Source organism: Arthrobacter sp. cf158 (assembly GCF_900106835.1).
Taxonomy (GTDB): domain Bacteria; phylum Actinomycetota; class Actinomycetes; order Actinomycetales; family Micrococcaceae; genus Arthrobacter.
The window spans coordinates 527,168-544,304 of the sequence record NZ_FNNR01000001.1 but is presented as its reverse complement, the minus strand read 5'-3'; the positions used below and the strand labels follow the sequence as shown (position 1 = coordinate 544,304).

Annotated in this window: 8 protein-coding genes; all 8 read right to left on the bottom strand. The window is 64.3% G+C overall.

The features are described from left to right. Positions 1-17 precede the first annotated feature (17 nt). Genes BLW08_RS02395 through BLW08_RS02360 form a run of 8 tightly spaced genes read right to left on the bottom strand, consistent with a single transcriptional unit; the run spans position 18 to position 17,132 of the window. On the bottom strand, positions 18-1,754 hold the full coding sequence (locus BLW08_RS02395; RefSeq protein WP_091323157.1) for a serine/threonine-protein kinase: 1,737 nt from the start codon (positions 1,752-1,754) through the stop codon (positions 18-20). Continuing rightward, complete coding sequence (locus BLW08_RS02390; protein ID WP_091323155.1) at positions 1,751-3,661, bottom strand: FHA domain-containing protein; 1,911 nt, start codon at positions 3,659-3,661, stop codon at positions 1,751-1,753. The genes BLW08_RS02395 and BLW08_RS02390 overlap by 4 nt, the downstream gene beginning before the upstream one ends. Beyond that, positions 3,648-4,568 carry a PP2C family protein-serine/threonine phosphatase gene (locus BLW08_RS02385; protein ID WP_090819524.1) on the bottom strand — a complete coding sequence of 307 codons (921 nt, stop codon included), beginning with the start codon at positions 4,566-4,568 and terminating at the stop codon, positions 3,648-3,650. The genes BLW08_RS02390 and BLW08_RS02385 overlap by 14 nt, the downstream gene beginning before the upstream one ends. Continuing rightward, entirely contained in the window at positions 4,565-6,085 is a 1,521-nt protein-coding gene (locus BLW08_RS02380; RefSeq protein WP_091323153.1) for an RDD family protein, read from the bottom strand. The genes BLW08_RS02385 and BLW08_RS02380 overlap by 4 nt, the downstream gene beginning before the upstream one ends. Beyond that, the gene (locus BLW08_RS02375; RefSeq protein WP_091323152.1) at positions 6,075-8,552 is read right to left on the bottom strand and encodes a transglutaminase TgpA family protein; all 2,478 of its coding nucleotides are present in this window, start codon (positions 8,550-8,552) and stop codon (positions 6,075-6,077) included. Before BLW08_RS02375 ends, BLW08_RS02380 begins: the two co-directional genes overlap by 11 nt. After that, positions 8,549-9,961 carry a DUF58 domain-containing protein gene (locus BLW08_RS02370; RefSeq protein WP_090819531.1) on the bottom strand — a complete coding sequence of 471 codons (1,413 nt, stop codon included), beginning with the start codon at positions 9,959-9,961 and terminating at the stop codon, positions 8,549-8,551. The genes BLW08_RS02375 and BLW08_RS02370 overlap by 4 nt, the downstream gene beginning before the upstream one ends. A gap of 59 nt (positions 9,962-10,020) precedes the next feature. Next, positions 10,021-10,992 (bottom strand): AAA family ATPase, encoded by a 972-nt coding sequence (locus BLW08_RS02365; RefSeq protein WP_091323150.1) that lies wholly within the window; start codon positions 10,990-10,992, stop codon positions 10,021-10,023. Positions 10,993-11,048: 56 nt separating this feature from the next. After that, a complete protein-coding gene (locus BLW08_RS02360) occupies positions 11,049-17,132 on the bottom strand; it encodes an Ig-like domain-containing protein (RefSeq protein WP_175538548.1) in 6,084 nt (2,027 codons plus the stop codon). Positions 17,133-17,137: the final 5 nt, after the last annotated feature.

Genomic DNA, 17,137 nt, shown 5'->3' with positions numbered 1-17,137 from the left:
AAACTGTCATATGCCGGCTACTCTTCCAGGCAGGCAATGGAATCCGGCCCGCCCGGTGAGGCGGAGCCGTCCGCGCGCACAATGATGACCTGCACGCAGACGGGCTTCTCCGTGGTGCTGGAAAGGAGCGCGAAGCTGGCAAGGGTCGACTCGTACGGCCCCTCGGACTTTGCAGACTTTGTTCGCCATTTGAAAGTGTCACCCGGCTTGAGCTCTACGTAGTCCCAGCGGAAAAAGATCAGGGGCGGACCAGTGCCCCCGGACTGTACCTCAGGGTGGAGCCCCTGCACGTCGGGGACGCTGCCGTCGCTCAGAGCGTCAGCGGGAGGCTTGCTGGCCGATTCGGTGGGAGCCACCTTCGGCTGTGCCTGGGCGCCCAGGACCACGCCCACCACGATGGCGACGACCAAAACTGCTGCGCCCGTTGCGGCGAGCCAGAGATTGCGCTTGCTGTGATCGGCAGGCGCGTCATCCTGAGTCCCGGTCGGCGCCCCCGCAGGAGAACTGCTTCGCCTGACGGTGGCGCTGGAGTCGTCCTGAGCCGTGGTGGATTGCCAACCGCGCAGGACGGTGGACTCCCCTGTTTCCTGTTCCGCCGGGGCTTGGCCAACGTGGCCCGGGTACAGTCCTTGCGCCGGTGCATGGAACAGTGGCGGGGCGGCCTGCGGTGGCTGGGTAGCCTGGGTGGCGTGCGTTGCCTGGGCAGGCGGCGCCGGTGTGGAGGCGCTGCCCGGCACGGTGGAAGGGAAAGTCCGGGCTGGAAACGTGGGCGCAGAACCCGTGGTGGCCGTACCCGACGCATCGGGGTCGATCGCCGCGATGCTCCGGACCCGGGTTTCCTCGAAGTTATCGTCCGGGTGCTGCTCGTCTCCGTGACCGGGTTCTTCGAGCACTTCGAAGGGCGTCACGGACAGGTTCAACTCGGTCTGGATCCGCTGCAAGGCCAGGGCAAAAGCGTGCGCGGACGAATAGCGCGAGTCCGGGGACTTCGCCATGGACGTGGCCAGCACCAGTTCCAGGGACTCCGGGACATCGGCCCGGCCAAGCCTGGGCAATGGGGAGTTGGTGATACGGGAAATCAGTTCCCGTTGCGAATTATCCTGCCCCGGCAGCACGAACGGTGACCGGCCGGCCAGCAGGGTATAAAGCGTAGCGCCCAGGGCCCAGATGTCCACAGGAACGCCGTCCACTGCACCGCCACGGAACTGTTCTGGCGGAGACCACGGGATGGACATTCCGGCGTCGTCCTCGGTATCCGCACCAATGGTGCCGGAGATGCCGAAGTCCGTCAGCGCGGGACGGTTGTAGTCGGTCACCAGAATGTTTGCCGGCTTGATATCACGGTGCACAATGCCGGCCCGGTGCGCGGTTTCGACGGCGGAAGCCACCTGGATGCCGACGGCCAGGACTTCGTCCACGCTGAACCGCTGACGGCGGTAGCGGACATCGAGGCTTGGCCTGGAGCAGTACTCCATGGCGAGATACGAGTGCCCGTTCTCGGTGATCTCGGCTTCGAAGATGGTCACGATGTACGGGTGCGAGGACAGCTGGGCCATCAGGTTGGCCTCGGACTCGAAGCGACGGCGGGCGCCCTCGGTCTTCAGGTCGGACAGCAGCACCTTGACCGCTACCTTTCGGCGCGGCCTGTCCTGTTCGTAAAGGTAAACATCCGAGAATCCACCCGAGCCGAGCAGACTGATGTACTTGAAACCCGGGATGGGTGGTGGCGGCGCGGGGGGCCTCTTGGAACTCAAAGAATCTCCTCGAAACGCAATGAAATATCGTCACCCAGTTCTGCGATATCGCCATCAAGCAAAATGGCCATTTCGTTTTGGGCGAGCCTGCGGGGTGCCTGGCCCTCCCGGATGAGCACGGTGCCGTTGGTTGCTTTCAGATCACACAGCATCACGTGCCACCCTTCCAGCCGGACTTCAACGTGGGAGCGGGAGATGTCTCCACCGGGACTCTCCACCTGGACCAGCCGTGGCATGGTGCCACCTTGGACCCGGGATACGGAGGGCTGCCGGCCGATGATGAGCGACTGATCGAGATCGATCAGCTCACCCGTGGAAAGCCGCATCCGGCCCAGCCGCGGACGCGGAACCTGCTCTGCATCGCCTGACAGGGCCGTGCCGCATACCGAGCACTGGGGGTAGGTGGGCGGGTTGGCGTGCCCTTGGGAACACACCCTCGCCAAAACGCTGGGTCCGTTGACTGCCGCAGATGGTGGCGCAGGAGTGTCGGCACCATGATCGTCCAAGGGAAGGACGCTTTTCATGATCGTCTGGCCGTCATGATCCGAATCCTCGTCCACAGCGTGGACCGGTGAAGGAGCCTGGGACAGTGATGGTGGCCAGGCGGAGGGCAGCTGGGGCGCCGGATCGGCTGCCGGCTTGAGCGGAGAACCAGCCGTGGAGTTCCCGGCTTCGGGTGCGGCTTGAGTGCTGCGCAGCCACGGAAGGGAGTCGATCAGGCCATCAGCCGGGGCCGACGCGGGAGCCGGTGCAGGAGGCGTCGCCGGGCTGGGTGCCGGTCCGGATTCCGGCACGGCATACGCCGGCGCCGACACAGGGGCGTCCGGCTCTTTGGATGGAGGGGCATCCGGCTCTTTGGGAGCGGGGCCCTCATGGTCCTCGGACTCGTCCTGCAGGCGGACGGCCGCATCTTCGATGGTGCGCATCACCGTTTTGTCCCACAAGTGGTCATAGTTGGTGGTGTTCTCCAGTGACGGAACCAGTGGATCGGTGGTGCTCGTGTGGACCGAAACCTCGGGCGTCTCCGATGTGTTTTCCACGACCGGCACCTCTAAAGCAGGAGGCTCAAGGGCGGCAAGATCCTCCGCGGCGCGTTCCCCCGCAGCGGATTCCACTGGAGCCTTCACCGCTGCACGTTCCCCGGGAGAATGCTCATCTGAGGCCGGCGCCTCCGGAGAGTACTCGCCTGAGGCAGGCTCCTCCGGAGAAGGCTCGTCTGAGGCGGGCTCCTCCGGGGCTGCTGACTCGTCGGCGGCGTAGCCCAGGTGGCCCGGCGCGATGGTCAGGCCCAGGTCTGCCTCCGCATAGCCGATCATGGTCTCGTCGGACACCCGCCCGGAAACCGGGCCGGGCACCGCCGGTTCCGGCTCCACGGTGGAAACACCCGCGGACTGGATGGCCGGAGTAGCGTCGTGGTGGTCGTGTCCGCGGGCGGCAGCGTCGAGCGATGCCAGCAAAACGACGCCTTCCACCAAGGGCAGGCTGTTCAACGGGAGTGTTTTCACAGGAGTCCCGGACGCAGTGGTGCCACCAATGCGGAGGCTGAACGATGCAGCACCGGCGAGCCGGCGTTCGGTCCACGTAGTGACGTCCCGACCCGTCAACTTTTCTTCGCCCGTCTCCGACTGGACCGCCAGGTCCAGATCGCCACGGAGGAATACCCGCAGTCCGTCCTTGGAATCGATGATGCCGAACGGAGGGATGCGGCTCAGCGAAACGCCGAAGGCATCCGTTACCTCGTGGAGAACCTCGTGCGCTTCAGGTGAGGATGCCAAAAGCTCCCAGACCGCATCGATCAGTGCATGTGGCGTGTCCGGGCCGAGGAGCACCACTGTTCCGTTGCGGATCACAGCAAACCACTCGCCCTGCTGGTAGCGGGTGCGCCACAGGGGGTTACTGCTTGCCATCGATGCCTTCCTCACGGCCGTTTTCCGACGCATCGTCCGTACCATTCACCCAGGCCCTGGGAAGCGTGTCCTCCTCAACCTCGGACCCAACTTCCGGGCGCGGCGCAGTGGTGGCGATACCGGCGTCGTTCAAGACGTTCTTGGCATCAACCACAATCACCGTGACGTTGTCGCGGCCGCCGCTGCGCAGGGCAGCCTGGATCAGCGCGTCCACGGCATCCTGGGGGTGAGCCACGGTGCTGAGGATCCGGAACATGTGGTCATCCCCCAGTTCGCCATTGAGGCCATCCGAGCAGACCATGATCCGGTCACCTTCCTGGATGGGAAGCAACCAGAAATCGGCTTCGGTCTCGTCGCCCGTGCCCAACGCACGGGTGACTACGTGGCGGCGGGGGTGGACGGCTGCTTGCTCGGCCGTGATGTCACCGGAATCAACCAGTTCCTGGACCTCGGAGTGGTCAACGCTGACTTGGGTGAACTCGCCCTGGCTGAGCCGGTACGTCCTGGAATCGCCAATATTCATGACCAGCCAGTACGGCAGGCCCATCTGCTCAACCACCACAACACCGGACAACGTGGTTCCCGCCCGTGCTCCCGTAGCCTTGCGGATACCCGCATCGGCCTTCAACAGGCATGCCTGCAAGTCCGCAGCGGATGCCGTCCGCACACCCGCCGAGAGTTCCGGGGCACTGCCCAAGGTCCGGACACACATCCCACTGGCAATCTCGCCGGCCTCGTGACCGCCCATGCCGTCAGCGACCGCAAAGACGGGGTCCGCGGCGATGAAGGAGTCTTCATTCAGTTCGCGTCGAAGGCCGCGGTCCGTCCCATACCCGTAACTGAGACGGAAGGAAGTTGCGCCCGCACCGGCTTCGGCGTTGGCAGGGCTGGCCGACTGTGAGTTCATGCTTGTCCTAGGTGGAAGGAACGGTCCCCAAAGTGAACGGTGGAACCGGGACGGACCAAAACAGCTTCGCCCGGATGGAGTCGCGTCTGGAGGCCGTCGGGCGTAGTGACGGCGCTGCCGTTGGTGGAGTTGCGGTCAGTGACCCAGACGCCGTCGCCCTCTACACGCAGGTGCAGGTGCGTTTTGGAGATGGACCTGCCCGGATCAGAGACGGGAAGTAACTGCTCTACTTGCTCCCCGGCCTGCGCTGAGGGGTTTCGGCCCAGAAGGACCGAGCCGCCCAATTGGACATCCTGGCCGTCGTCAATGCGGATTCGCAGGACAGCCTGGGCCCGTGCGGTGCCGGGACGCATCTGGGTGCGCTCAATATCGTCATCCGGGTGCGCCGGGATCACGGCAGCGGCCGGCGGTGGGATCACGGCAGCGGCCGGCGGGATCACAGGTGCCGGCTGTGGCGGGACCGACGCCCGGCGCGGTGCCGTTGGTGGGCGCCATTGGTTGGGGTCATGCGAAGGCTGCGGAGCCGGCGCGGCGGTGGCCACAGCTGCGGCCTGTGTGCGTATGGCCGGCGATGCGCCGTGTGCAGAAGCTGAGGGAACCGGAGAGGCGACGGGTTGCACCGGCGGGAGGTCCATCGGCGCAAAGCTGTAAGGACCTTGGATACCGCCGGTCGTCACGGGGTTGCGTCCGGCATTGACGTCAAACATCAGCGACTTGGCGGCTTTATCCTGCCAACCACGCAGTTTGCCGTTCTTGTCCCACGCGTTGGATACCACCACAAGGATGGCCCAGACGACTCCGAGGACCATCAGCGGCAGCCCGATGAACAACACCAGGCCAATCAAACCCAGCGCGGAAAGAATCACGGAAACAATCCCGCCGAGAAGCAGGAGGCCCCCGGTAACTATTCCGCGGACAAACACTGCCCCTGCTCCGGGCGCATAGCCATCGGCGTCTGAACTGCGGATCCCCATGAGCTTGTTGCCAACGGTAATTCCGGTCTTTGCTTCAAGTGCCAGGAGCACCACGGTGTACACCACTGTGACGCCAAGGCCGATGCTGCCCAAGAGGACCAACAGGCCTGTGTCGTAGACGATGAAGCCGTTCCGGCGGGTTTGCGTAATGCCGGCAATCCCAATGGCGAAGGTGGTGGCAAGGACGGCAACTGGACCCAGCCAGTCAAGGACGGCTGCGCCAAGGCGCTTCCCCGCAGTTGCGGGCACCAACTCGAGCTTGGTGGTCATAGTGGTCCCTCCCCCTGGCCCCTGCCTTCGGTCCGGCATTGTTGTTGTTCCCGGATGCGTCGGCTGTACCGGCGCCGACACTACCGCGATACTACCGGGATCGGGCAGTCCCTGCCGGGTTGCGAACTCCTGCGCGGCCCGCTGGGCGTGGTTGATATTGCCCTCCTTGCGGGCCCCGCGGTTGCTCAATGGAGACCCGCATTGGGTGCAGAACGCTGCCCCCGGACGGACCGCGTGCCGGCAGGCCGGGCAAAGTTCCGTCTCACTGTTCATCTGGTGTGTCCTTCTTGAACGGCAAGCGGAAGCCTCGTTTTCCAGGATCGGTGGGTGCCTGATCACGGCGGCGCAAGGCTGCCCTGCCGTCCGAAAGAAGTGATCGAGGAGAGAAGCGTGCTTGCTGCCGCTTCCAGAAACCAACGCTGCCAGTGATGTCTTCCAGCGAGGAGTCCACGATCTCCCAGTACTCCTTCACCTCGTCCTCGCTGGGCTGGCCAGCGCCGAATACTGCGGCGTCGGCCCGGTGCGCGAGCATCGTTGTGGTGGTGCCGGCAGTTGGGAAGGCATCGGCCAGGACCGTGGCGGATTCCCGCCGTGTGGACTTGGTGTCAATCGAGGCACCCATGTCGGTAGCGAGGCTGATCACTTCGTTCCAACCGCCGCCTACCCGCTGGGCGGGGTGTCCATCACGGAAACGCGACTTCCGGCGTCGTGCTTTCAACAGAATGATGAGCAGCAGCGGCAACGCCAGGATCCCCAACGGAATCAGCGCAACTCCAATGGCTGCCAGCAGCGGACCCCAGAAGAGCCAGGGGTTGTTCTTCTTCTCGTCAGCGTCCAAAGCGTCCGGTGTGGAGTCCGGCGGCAGGTCTGCGGGTTCCTGCGGCGGGGGCGGCGGCTGCAGGACCTGCGGCTTGGGCTTGGATTTGTTCTCCGGGTCCGGAGGAATGGGGACGTTGTCCTTGGGTGGGGTGGGATCGAAGGACACCCAGCCAACGCGGTCGAAAGCCACCTCGACCCAGGCGTGCACGTCCTTACCGGTGATCTTGATGTCCCCGGCACCGTTTTCAGGGCTCTTGGGATCCGGGTAGAAGCCCATAACCACACGGGACGGAATGCCCAAATGGCGCAGCATCAGGGACATGGACACGGCGTACTGCTCGTCGTCACCCAGCATCTGCTTGGCGGAGAGCATATTGCGGACGCGGGCCGCGCTGTGCCCGGGGAGGCTGGGAAGCTGCCCCTCGGTCACCAAGCCATTACTGAAAGCACCACTCTTCTGGAAATGCGCTTCAATCTGCCGTACACGGTCAATGGCCGTGGGTGCATCGGCCGAAAGCTCGTTGGCCTGCGAGGCGACGATCGGTGGCACTTCTTCTGCCTCCGGCAGCGTCAGCTTCGCGAAGTCGTACTGCGTCAGCTGGCCGTGTTCCAGCGTCCCGGGGTCGGAGACCTGGACCGTGTAATTGTCCCCCTTGGCCATGCCTTTGGTGGTGACTGCGGTGTCAGTTCCTGCGTTGAAATAGAGACCGGATGCCGCACCGGAGGTATCAGCGAAGCTCATCCCGGTGGTGTGCCGTCCGCCTGGGACAAAATAGCCCTGGTAGTCCTCGATGGTGATGTCCAGCGCGTAGTTGGTGCCCTTCAAGGGGCTCCCGGTGTCAGCCAACGTGTTCAGCGAGCGGGCATCGCCAACCTTGCTGAAGTTGCCGGAGCTGTTGGGGTCCATGGTGTAGTTCAGCCCGTTAAAGGCATCCAGCGCCGCCAGCCGGACACGGGCATCCTTGGGCAGGCCCTTGACCGTGAACAGCGTGCTGTCCTTCTCGTCCTTGACGAAGTTTCGGAAACTGGCCAGGGGCGTGATGTAGTCCCGCGGATCGAACGGCGGGACGATCGTGTTGCGCAGCACCTTCCGGTCGTCGCCGGCAGAGACCAGCGGAGATGCAATGGCGGTGACGCCGACTGCAACGGCGATCACGGCTGCAGCAGTCCCCAGGCGCCGGAGTTGGCCGCGGCGCGCAGCACCGGCGTCGGAATCCGGCCGGTTGGCAGAAACTGTCTTGGTGCTCCGTTGGCGGAGGACGTCCCGACGGAAGGTCGCCCAGACAATCGAGACGATGGTCAGTGAGACGCCGCGCTCTACGGTGAGGAAGCCTGCGTTGGTGCTGAACGCAATACCCGTCACGAAGAGAACCAGCACGGGAAGCAACGGCCAGTAAGGACTCTTCAGGCGCCATGTCAGCAGGCCGGCGGAAAGCGCCGTGAGCAATGAACTGAGGAACGGCACAATGAGCATGCCGTTGGCCGTGCCCACCGGCACCCCTACGGTCAGCATGTCCTTCCACGAGAACACCACACCCAGCAGAAGGGTCCGCAGCGAATCAAGGCTGGGCAGGAAGCCGAGGACGGCCGAGTCCGGCACCGCCAGGGCGGAACCGAACAGCATGTAGGCGCCGAAGGCCAGGGCGGCCGTGATCAGCAGTCCCAGGCGGAGGTGGGCGTTCAGGACGGCGATGCCCAGCCCCAGCAACACACCGCCCAGGCCGGCCACCAGATAGTGCGGGTCTCCCCCGAAACTCAGGCTGAAACCCAGAACACCCAGGAACAGCAGGACCACCAGCGCGCCGCAGTCGACGGCGAAGTGCCATAAGGGGCGTCCATCAGCGAACATTGATCCGCTGGTGGCGCGGCTGGCGGGCTTGGCGGCGCGGGGGCGTACGCGCAGGTTCGGCGCGGTACTCATGCTGCCGCCTTTCGAAGAACAATGGCAAGATCGTCCAGGTCACCAACCGTGAGGACCGTCAGGTCAGCGATGTTGGCCCTCGACGGCGCCGCTCCGGGTTGAACACGGACCGCGAGGCTCCGGACGCCGGGAGGGACGGACGCAGCCGCAGAGCGCAGCTGTGTGGCGGTCACGTGGCTGCCCACCACAAAGAACACCACGGAGGCGTTGGGGACGGTGTCCGACAACGTCCGGGCGAGGTCGACGGCGGTCTTCCGCATGGGTGCCCCGACAATCCTTGTGGTGTCGTCCAGGAGGTTACGGCCGGTTTCGCAGCGGAGCGGACCCTTCTGGGTCAGGACGTCCAACTCGCGCTGTTCGCGGATGGCTTGGCGGCCGATGGACGCGGCCACGGAGATTGCCATCTCGAATTCCGGCTCGGAGCTGTACTCGTCCGTATTGATGGACAGCGAAATGGCCAGGTGTGCCCGGCGGGTCTCTTCGAATTGGCGGACCATGAGCTTGTTGGTGCGTGCCGTCGTTTTCCAGTGGATGTGGCGCCGATCATCTCCGGGCACATAGTCCCGAAGGGCGTGGAAGGACACATCGGCGCTTGAAAGCTCTGTGGTGGGCATGCCTTCAAGGTCCCGGATGAAGCCTGCTGCCGAGCTACCCAACGACACCGTGCGGGGATGAACGTACAGGTCCACTGGCTCAGTCCACATCACGCGGCGGCGCAGCAGGTGGAGAGGATCTGCGCGAACGGAGCGGACCGGGCCCACCACGATCACGGCACGGCGTGCCGTCGGAATGGTGAAGAGGTCCTCATGCACCTGGGCCGGTTTCATGCGGGGCAGATGGAAAACGGCCGTATTGGCACCGACGGGGAGCTCCAGTGAAGCAGGAAGCAGCGGCCGGGTGGACACGTTGGAGACCGCAATGCTGCCCACGGCGTCATCACCCACCGCCACGCGGGTACGGGCGAGGTCCAGGACCACACCGTACGCCGAACGGCCCACGATGAATGCAATGGCCAGGACGAACAGAAGGAACGCCACCATGGCCGCCGACTTCGCCTCTTGCCAGCCCCAGGCCTGCCCTGCCCACCACAGCCCGATCGCCGCGGCAAGGACCACCCAGCCCAGCAGGCTCACCACGGACAGGACGGGCCAGACGAATTTCAGCCACGCGGCCCGGACTGTGCGCCATGCCGGCGAAAGGGCTTCCCGGGCTGTTCCAGCCGCTTCGGCCCAGACTGCGGCGGGGCGAAGGGTGCCGGATTTGCCTGGACTTCCGGGCTTTCCTGGGCGTGTGGAACGTTTGCCGGCGTCGCCGCCGGAGCCACGCAGGCTGCGCAGCGTGCCGCCAAGTGCGGACGCAGCGCGCTTGAGCGAATCAGCAGCCCTGTTCGGGGGTGTGCTGGAGGACATATGGGGACCTTTGTTAGGGCTGGGGTGCAGGTGCGGAGATGACGCGTTGCCGGGCTTGCCTAGGCGCTGGCGCGTTGCTGCGGGGCAGCGACGTCTGCCAGGACCCGGTTGAGGACAACGTCGGGGGTGGCTCCGGAGAATTCGGCTTCCGGATCCATCACCAAACGGTGCGTCCAGACCACCGGCGCCAGTTCCTTGATGTCGTCCGGGAGCACGAAGTTCCTGCCCTGACCCGCTGCCCACACCTTGGCGGCGCGAACCATGGCAAGTGCACCACGAACGGAGACACCAAGACGGGTTTCCGCCGCATTGCGGGTCTCCTCGCACAGGCGGGAAATGTACTCAAGCACGGCAGTGTCCACGTGGGTTGTGGCTGCGAGGTCCGCCATGTCCGCCACTGCCTGCGTGGTGATCAGCGGGGTGAGTTCCTTGGACCGGTCCTTGAGATTCGCTCCACCGAGCAGGCGAACTGTGGAGGCGTGGTCCGGGTAGCCAATGGACGTCTTGATCAGGAAGCGGTCCAGCTGCGCCTCGGGCAGGCGGTAGGTACCGGCTTGTTCGATCGGGTTCTGGGTTGCCAGCACCATGAACGGGCGGCCTGCCTCGTAGGTGGTCCCATCCACGGTCACCCTGGATTCCTCCATGACCTCCAACAAAGCTGACTGGGTCTTCGGGGAGGCACGGTTGATTTCATCGGCCAGGACGATGTTGTTGAACACCGGACCCTTGTGGAACTCAAACTTCTGGGTCTTTTGGTCGTAGATGGTGACACCCGTTACGTCGGACGGCAGGAGGTCAGGAGTGAACTGAATGCGGTTATGCGAACCCTGAACCGTTGCGGCCAACGCGCGGGCCAGCGAGGTCTTGCCCGTGCCCGGTGCATCCTCAAACAGGACGTGGCCCTCTGCCAGCATCGCGGTGAAGGTCAGCCGAATGACGTGTTCCTTGCCGAGGACAGCCTTGCCCACGTTGGCCACGAGCTTCTCGAACGTTTCTGCAAACCATACGGCTTGCTCGTTTGTCATGGTCATCGGTTGATCCTGTTCCTTGTGGTGGGGGTTTCGAATGAAGTTGTTGATGTCATGGCCTAGCAGCCGCCGGGACGGGCACCGTAAATGTCCACGGTGGTGGACTTGACGAACCAGCCCGGGTGGCTGCCCTCGGTGACGCGGTACCAGGGGGTGCCGTTGGTGTAGATGTCCTTGGTGCAGTCAATCTTCAACCTGCCCTCCGAACGGGACACCCAGCCAACGCCGCATGACGGGCCGCTCGGGTTGTATGTGTCCGGTTGTCCGGGCTTTCCAGGGCACGTGTTGTTGTGCGCCTGAATCTCGGTAGCCGGAGGTGGTGGCGGGGTGGGGTCAGCACCGCTGGTGGCAGCGACGTTTCCGCTTCCTGGCCCGGCCAGTACGGTCACAGCCCTGACCTTAAGCTGATGGGTCTTCTCCCAGCCGCCACCGGCCGCGTCAAAGCTGTTCGCCTTGCCCACGCCGGTCCAGCCACCGTTATCGAGGCTGACCTCGTAATGGTCCAAAGGACGTCCGTTCATGTTCGGGTTGTTCCACGTCCAGTGCACTTGGCCGTCGCCCTTGGCAGACTTCCCACCGCTCACGTTCGGGGCATTCGGCGGACCGTAAGGGTTCCCCGTACCGATCGCCTTGGCATCGCCGGCCATGCCGTTCTTCACAGAGGTTGCGATGATGTTGACCACCACGTTGGTGCCGTTCGGCTGGCCACCGATGTCGCCGCCGCCGCGGCCAATGGGACCCGAGCCGCTGGCGGTCTGCCAACGGTAAGTGATCTCGTTGTCCTGGGAGCCGTTCCGTTCTGCGGCCGTGAGCGGTGTGAAGGTGACCCTGAGTTGCCCGCTGGCCCCGGTGGCCACGACGGAGCCACTCCCCACGGTTCCGGGTTTGCCCGCTGCCCGGATGGCAGCGGACTGCTGGCTGACGCCACTGACGCCGGCCTTGTTGGTCGCCGAGACCGTAAACGTGTAGTCGGCTTCGGCATTCGCGACCGTGACGTTCTGCGAGGTTGCGGCCACCGATTGGGAAGCAACGACGGCGCCGCCCCGGTAGGTGGTCAAGGTGTAGGCAGAGACGGCATCACCGTTGTTGTTGGGCGCCTTCCAGCTGACCTGCAGCTGGCTTTGCGGGCCAACGGACCCGGCACCCGACACCGACGGTGCAGCCGGGGTGGCTGGCACTCCGGCAGGGGTTTCCGCAGCGGAATACGGGCTCCACTCGGAAGGTTCCTTGGCGTCGTTTCGGGCCAGAACCCGAACCTTGTACGCCACACCGTTGGTCAGTCCGGTCCAGACATGGCTGTTGCCCGTGAGGTTTTGGATCTGCGGATTTTGCCCTGCCGGTGCCGGGGAGATCTCGAGATCGTAGGACTTGATGGGCGAGCCCTTGCTGGCCGGGGGTACCCAGGCGACGGAGAGTTGCTTGTCGCCAAATTTCAGGGTCGGAGCAACCGGGGTGTCCGGCTTGACGTCGGGACGGACCTCCGCGGATACCGGAGAACGTTCGGATTCATTGATGGCGTTGGTGGCCGTGACTGCGAAGTGGTACTTCACGTTGTTGGTCAGGCCGGTCAACGTACACGTGTTGGCAGGGCAATCCTGCTTGAATCCGCCTTCGCCATACACGGTGTACTTGGTGATGGGTGATCCACGGTCGGCGGGGGCGTTCCAGGTCAGCAAGGCCGTCTGGTCCCCCACGCTCTGGGCGAGGGGCGTGGTGGGCGGTGCCGGCTTGTCTTTGACCGTCAGGCGTATTCGGGCTGTGGCGTAGCGCGAGAGCTCCCCGGTCTTGTCCTCTACTGTGTACGCAACAACCATGGTTCCGGTGAAGCCCGCTGATGGCGTGATGGTCACATTCCCACCGCTGGCCTCGGCCGTACCCTGGCCCGTTTCGGTGACCGCGGAGACTATCTTCAATGGCGTGTCAGGGAACGGATTGGAATCGTTGGCCAACGCGTTGACCGTGACAGGCTTCCCGGACTGGGCGTCCGGTTCGACATCATCATTGGCCACTGGCTTGGGCCTGTTGGAAGCCGACAGAGAAAGCTTGTACGTTGCCAGCGCTTCAAGCCCCCGCGGGTCCTTGGCTTTCACCTGGACCGTTCCGCCCTGGCCGATTTGCACCGAATCCTCGGCAGAGACCTTGAGGGTCTGGCCGTCGACGCTGACCCTGAAGCCACCGGGAGCAGCGCCCACCAGTTCATACTTCATGTTCTGGACGTCATCGGAGTCGGGATCGGACGTGAGCTTGCCCAAGTCCAGGCTGGCCGAGTCGCCCTTGGGCACCTCAACGTCACTGCCCAGGAGCACAGGCGGGTTGTTCTTGTTGGGGTCAGGCAGCACCTTGGTGCGGATGCTCAGTGTCGACTTCAATCCATTGGGATCGTCCGGACCAGTACCGTCCGTCACTTCAAAGCTGATGGAACCGGGCCCAACATACTCGGCCCCGGCGGTGTACTTGATGGAAGAACCGCCATTGGCCACGGGGTCGCTGCCGTCGGCACCGATGAGCTTGATGCGGTCGGTCTGGGTCAGGCGGGGTGAGCGGCCGTCACGGACCTTCACCCAATCCGCCAGATCCACGGTGACGGACTGGCCGGAGACGAGCTCCACCACCTCGTCCTTGGCGAGCGTCGGAACCTGCTGGCCGATGCCGGGGACCCAGATGATGGCCGTGGATTTCTGCCCATCCACGTCCTCCACGGTGTACGGAACAAGTTGCGGTTGTTCGGTGAGCTCAACAATGACGTTGCCTTCGGAACCCGGGCGGGCCGTTTCCGAGCCTGTGCTGACCTTGAGGTTCTCCCCCACGCCGTCAGGATCTTCGTCGTTCTTGAGGACTGGTACATCCACGGCGGTCTTGCCGAGCGTCTGTGCCGACGTCACTCGATCATCACGGGCAATGGGGGCCTGCAGGGGGATGTCGTTCTTGACGATCACGCGAATGCTGGCGTTGCCCACTGCGTCCCGGTCATCGGCTACGGAGTAGCGGACATTGACGGTCCCCTCGGCGGCAGGTGCCGTCACCAGGATGCGGCCGCTGGTCTTGCTGACTTGGGCATCCAGGCCGGCATCGGCTTCGATGCTGTCCGTCAGGATGCGGATGATGTCACCATCAGGATCGGTGTCGTTGGCTGTGGCGTCCACGGCGATCTGGCGCCCCGGGCGGACCTTGACCTCGTCATCCACGGGCGCAGGCTTCTGGTTGTCGTCGCCACGAGGAGCGACGCCCACCGTCACTGTTCCGGTGTTGACCGCACCTTGGCGATCGATCACCTTGTACCGGAACGTATCCGTACCGGCCCCGTCACCGGCGGCGACGAAGTCGATGAAGCTGCTGCCCGCCGTCGCAGTTCCCATGGTGGGTGTGCTGTCGATGCCGGTGAGTTGCACGGAATCGCCGTCGGGATCGATGCCGTCCAGCGGAACCGGAATCCGGACGCTGCCACCGGCCACCACGCGCGCCGTAAGGTTCTGCGGTTGCGGCCGGGAGTTTTGGGCACCTTCAAGCGGCAGGATGTGGATGGTCACCGCCGCGGCGCTCTTCTGGCCTTGCGGGTCCACCGCGTTGTAGATGGCACGCACGGTCTTGGGGGTGGGACCTGCAATGAACCGGAGGGTCTTCTCGGAAATAAACGCCTTGCCGTCTTCTTCCGGGATGCTCTGTGCCAGCACCGGATCGACGGACAGCTCTTCACCCTGCGGGTGCGAGTCATTGTCCAGGACCGGAATGGTCACGACGTCGTTGACGCGGACGTTGACCTCGTCGGGTTTTGGTTGGGGAGCTTCGACGACGGCGGGGGCCGGCACCGGGACGACGCCAACTGTTCCGGTGGCCGAGGCCCGGCCATTGGACATCGTGTAGCTGAACACGAACGGTTCCTTGGCGCCCAGCACGTCGGTGACGCGCAGGACGGAGTGGTCAATCACGCTGACCGAGGCTGACGAGCCATCCGGGACGGTGACGGACTGAAGCACCAGCACACCACCGGACGGATCGGAGTCGTTAGCCAGTGGATCAACGAGCACGCTGCCGCCGACCGGAAGGAGCGCCACGTCATGGACGGCGACAGGGGCTCCCGAGTCTTTGCCGGACTCCACGTCAACGCGGATCAGGCCTTGGCTGCTTTGGGGACCGTTGCTGGCGATGTAGGTGAGATACACAGGTCCGGGCGTGGTGCTGCGGAACGTGAAAGTGCCGCCGTCGGTCACGGGACCCAGCTCGGCTGGACCCGCGGCTTCAACGTGGGCCACACGCAAGGCACCGCCGTTGGGATCAACGTCGTTCTTCAAGGGTGCGATGACCAGGTCCTGGCCTACCACTGCAGTGACGTGATCGGCGTTAACCACCGGCGCCAGGGCGCCAGGTGGCTGGACGTTGACCACGACACGGCCTGTGGTGGTGGCCCGGCCGTCCCAGACGGTGATGGTGACGTTCTTCTTGCCCGGAGCTGCGCCGGAATCCTGATATGTGAGCAGGCCGTCGCGGCGAACCTTCACCTGGTCCTGGTCGTTGTCCGATTTCGCGTCGAGGAGGACGAGGTCGTCACCGTCGGGGTCCATCCAGTCGGTCAGGATGTTCTGGCTGACGGACTTGCCCTGTTCCACCAACATGGTGGTGGGCTCACCGCGTTTGAAGAAGGGAGGCTTGTTCTCCTCGGGAGCCACTACCCGCAGGGTCACCTTGCCGCCCGCTGACAAATTTCGACCATCAGCAGCGTTGTAGTCGAAGACTTCCGTGCCGGGCTTGGCATCTGCCGGAACCTTGATTTGGAACGCCGAGCCACCGTAGATGTTTTCCAGCGCTCCTGCCTTGGGTCCATTGGCTCCCACCGATGCGGTGAGGACATCGCCGTCGGGGTCTGAGTCATTGTCCAGGACGCTCAGGATGGAGGTCCGTCCGGGACGGACGCCGAACTCGTCAGGCTTGGTTTCCGGCGGACGGTTCGGCTTGGTCCGGTCAGGGAGGACGTTGATGGTGTTGTTGTCCGCAGACTCCTGGTCCTGGTCATCGGACTGGTTTTTGGGCGGGACAACGTCGTCCCAATTGTTGACGAGCTGCATGTTCTGGTTGACCAGCCATACGCTGCCCGAGTTCACGTCGTTCAGGACTACGAGGTCGCGGTTAACGCGGAACACGTAGCTTGGTGATGCACTGGCCTTGGGGACATCGTTCTTCTTGTCGTCGGCGTCGTTGTCGCAGTCGCGGACGTATTTGTTGGCTCCGGACCACGCGGAGTGGACACACTTGCTCACCTGCACGGGAGCGGCGGGAACGCCTTCGCCGTCTGCGTTGACTGTTGCTGCGGTGGAGCCATCCAAGGGCTGCTTCAGGAGTGCTTTACGCGTGGCGATGGCGACGTAGCTGCTGTCTTCGCTGCTCTGCTGGAGCTTGGCTTCGCGGGCGTCCTGCAACTGGAGCTTGCGTCCGCCGGGCAGGAACAGGTTTCCGGAAGCGGCGTCAAGGACAACGGGCTTGTCCCCTACGACTGCAATTTGGAGGTCGCCCGCACCCTTGAGGTCCTCCACTGACGTGACCTCGGAGTCGGTCCGCTCGCCGTTGGCATCAACGGTGGTGACCGTGATTTCGCCCTTGCCGGGATCGGCTGTGTAGATGCGGTTGTCCTGGCCCACTGCCGACACCAGGCCCTGGTTGCCCGTCAGGACGGGCTCGGTTCCTTCTTCGTCGAAGCCGTTCACGGTGGAGGGAGACAACGCCCACACCTTGCCGCGGGCGGGATCGGTCACCGAGAGGACTGTGGAACCGTAACTGACTTGGGACGACGACGGCAGTTGCTTATCGCCGCCCAGCTTCAGGTTCGCGGCCGATACCTGGTTGATGGTGGAGCCGGACTCGTCGTCAACGAACACGTTGCCGTCGTGCTGCAGGACGTCGAACGTTGTGGTGGCAGGAGTGACGGCACCGTCAAGCACGCGGGACGGGTAGTTCAACCGGCCCACGGCGTTCTTGGTTTTGCTCACTACCCACACACCGCCGTCGTTCAGGTCCACCTCGGTGGTCTTGAACCCCGGGTACAGCACAGCGCCTGCGACGAGGACGGCGCCTGCCGCAGTCACAGCTATGCCCGATACGAGTTTCTTGTTTTGACGCTTTTTCAGCCCCAGCTTGCCGAAGAAAGTTGTCACAGCCC

What these genes read in the sequence shown, in the direction of transcription:
- BLW08_RS02390 (WP_091323155.1), bottom strand. Translation starts at nt 3,661, where the DNA reads ATGGCAAGCAGTAACCCCCTGTGGCGCACCCGCTACCAGCAGGGCGAG.
- BLW08_RS02385 (WP_090819524.1), bottom strand. Translation starts at nt 4,568, where the DNA reads ATGAACTCACAGTCGGCCAGCCCTGCCAACGCCGAAGCCGGTGCGGGC.
- BLW08_RS02380 (WP_091323153.1), bottom strand. Translation starts at nt 6,085, where the DNA reads ATGAACAGTGAGACGGAACTTTGCCCGGCCTGCCGGCACGCGGTCCGT.
- BLW08_RS02375 (WP_091323152.1), bottom strand. Translation starts at nt 8,552, where the DNA reads ATGAGTACCGCGCCGAACCTGCGCGTACGCCCCCGCGCCGCCAAGCCC.
- BLW08_RS02370 (WP_090819531.1), bottom strand. Translation starts at nt 9,961, where the DNA reads ATGTCCTCCAGCACACCCCCGAACAGGGCTGCTGATTCGCTCAAGCGC.
- BLW08_RS02365 (WP_091323150.1), bottom strand. Translation starts at nt 10,992, where the DNA reads ATGACCATGACAAACGAGCAAGCCGTATGGTTTGCAGAAACGTTCGAG.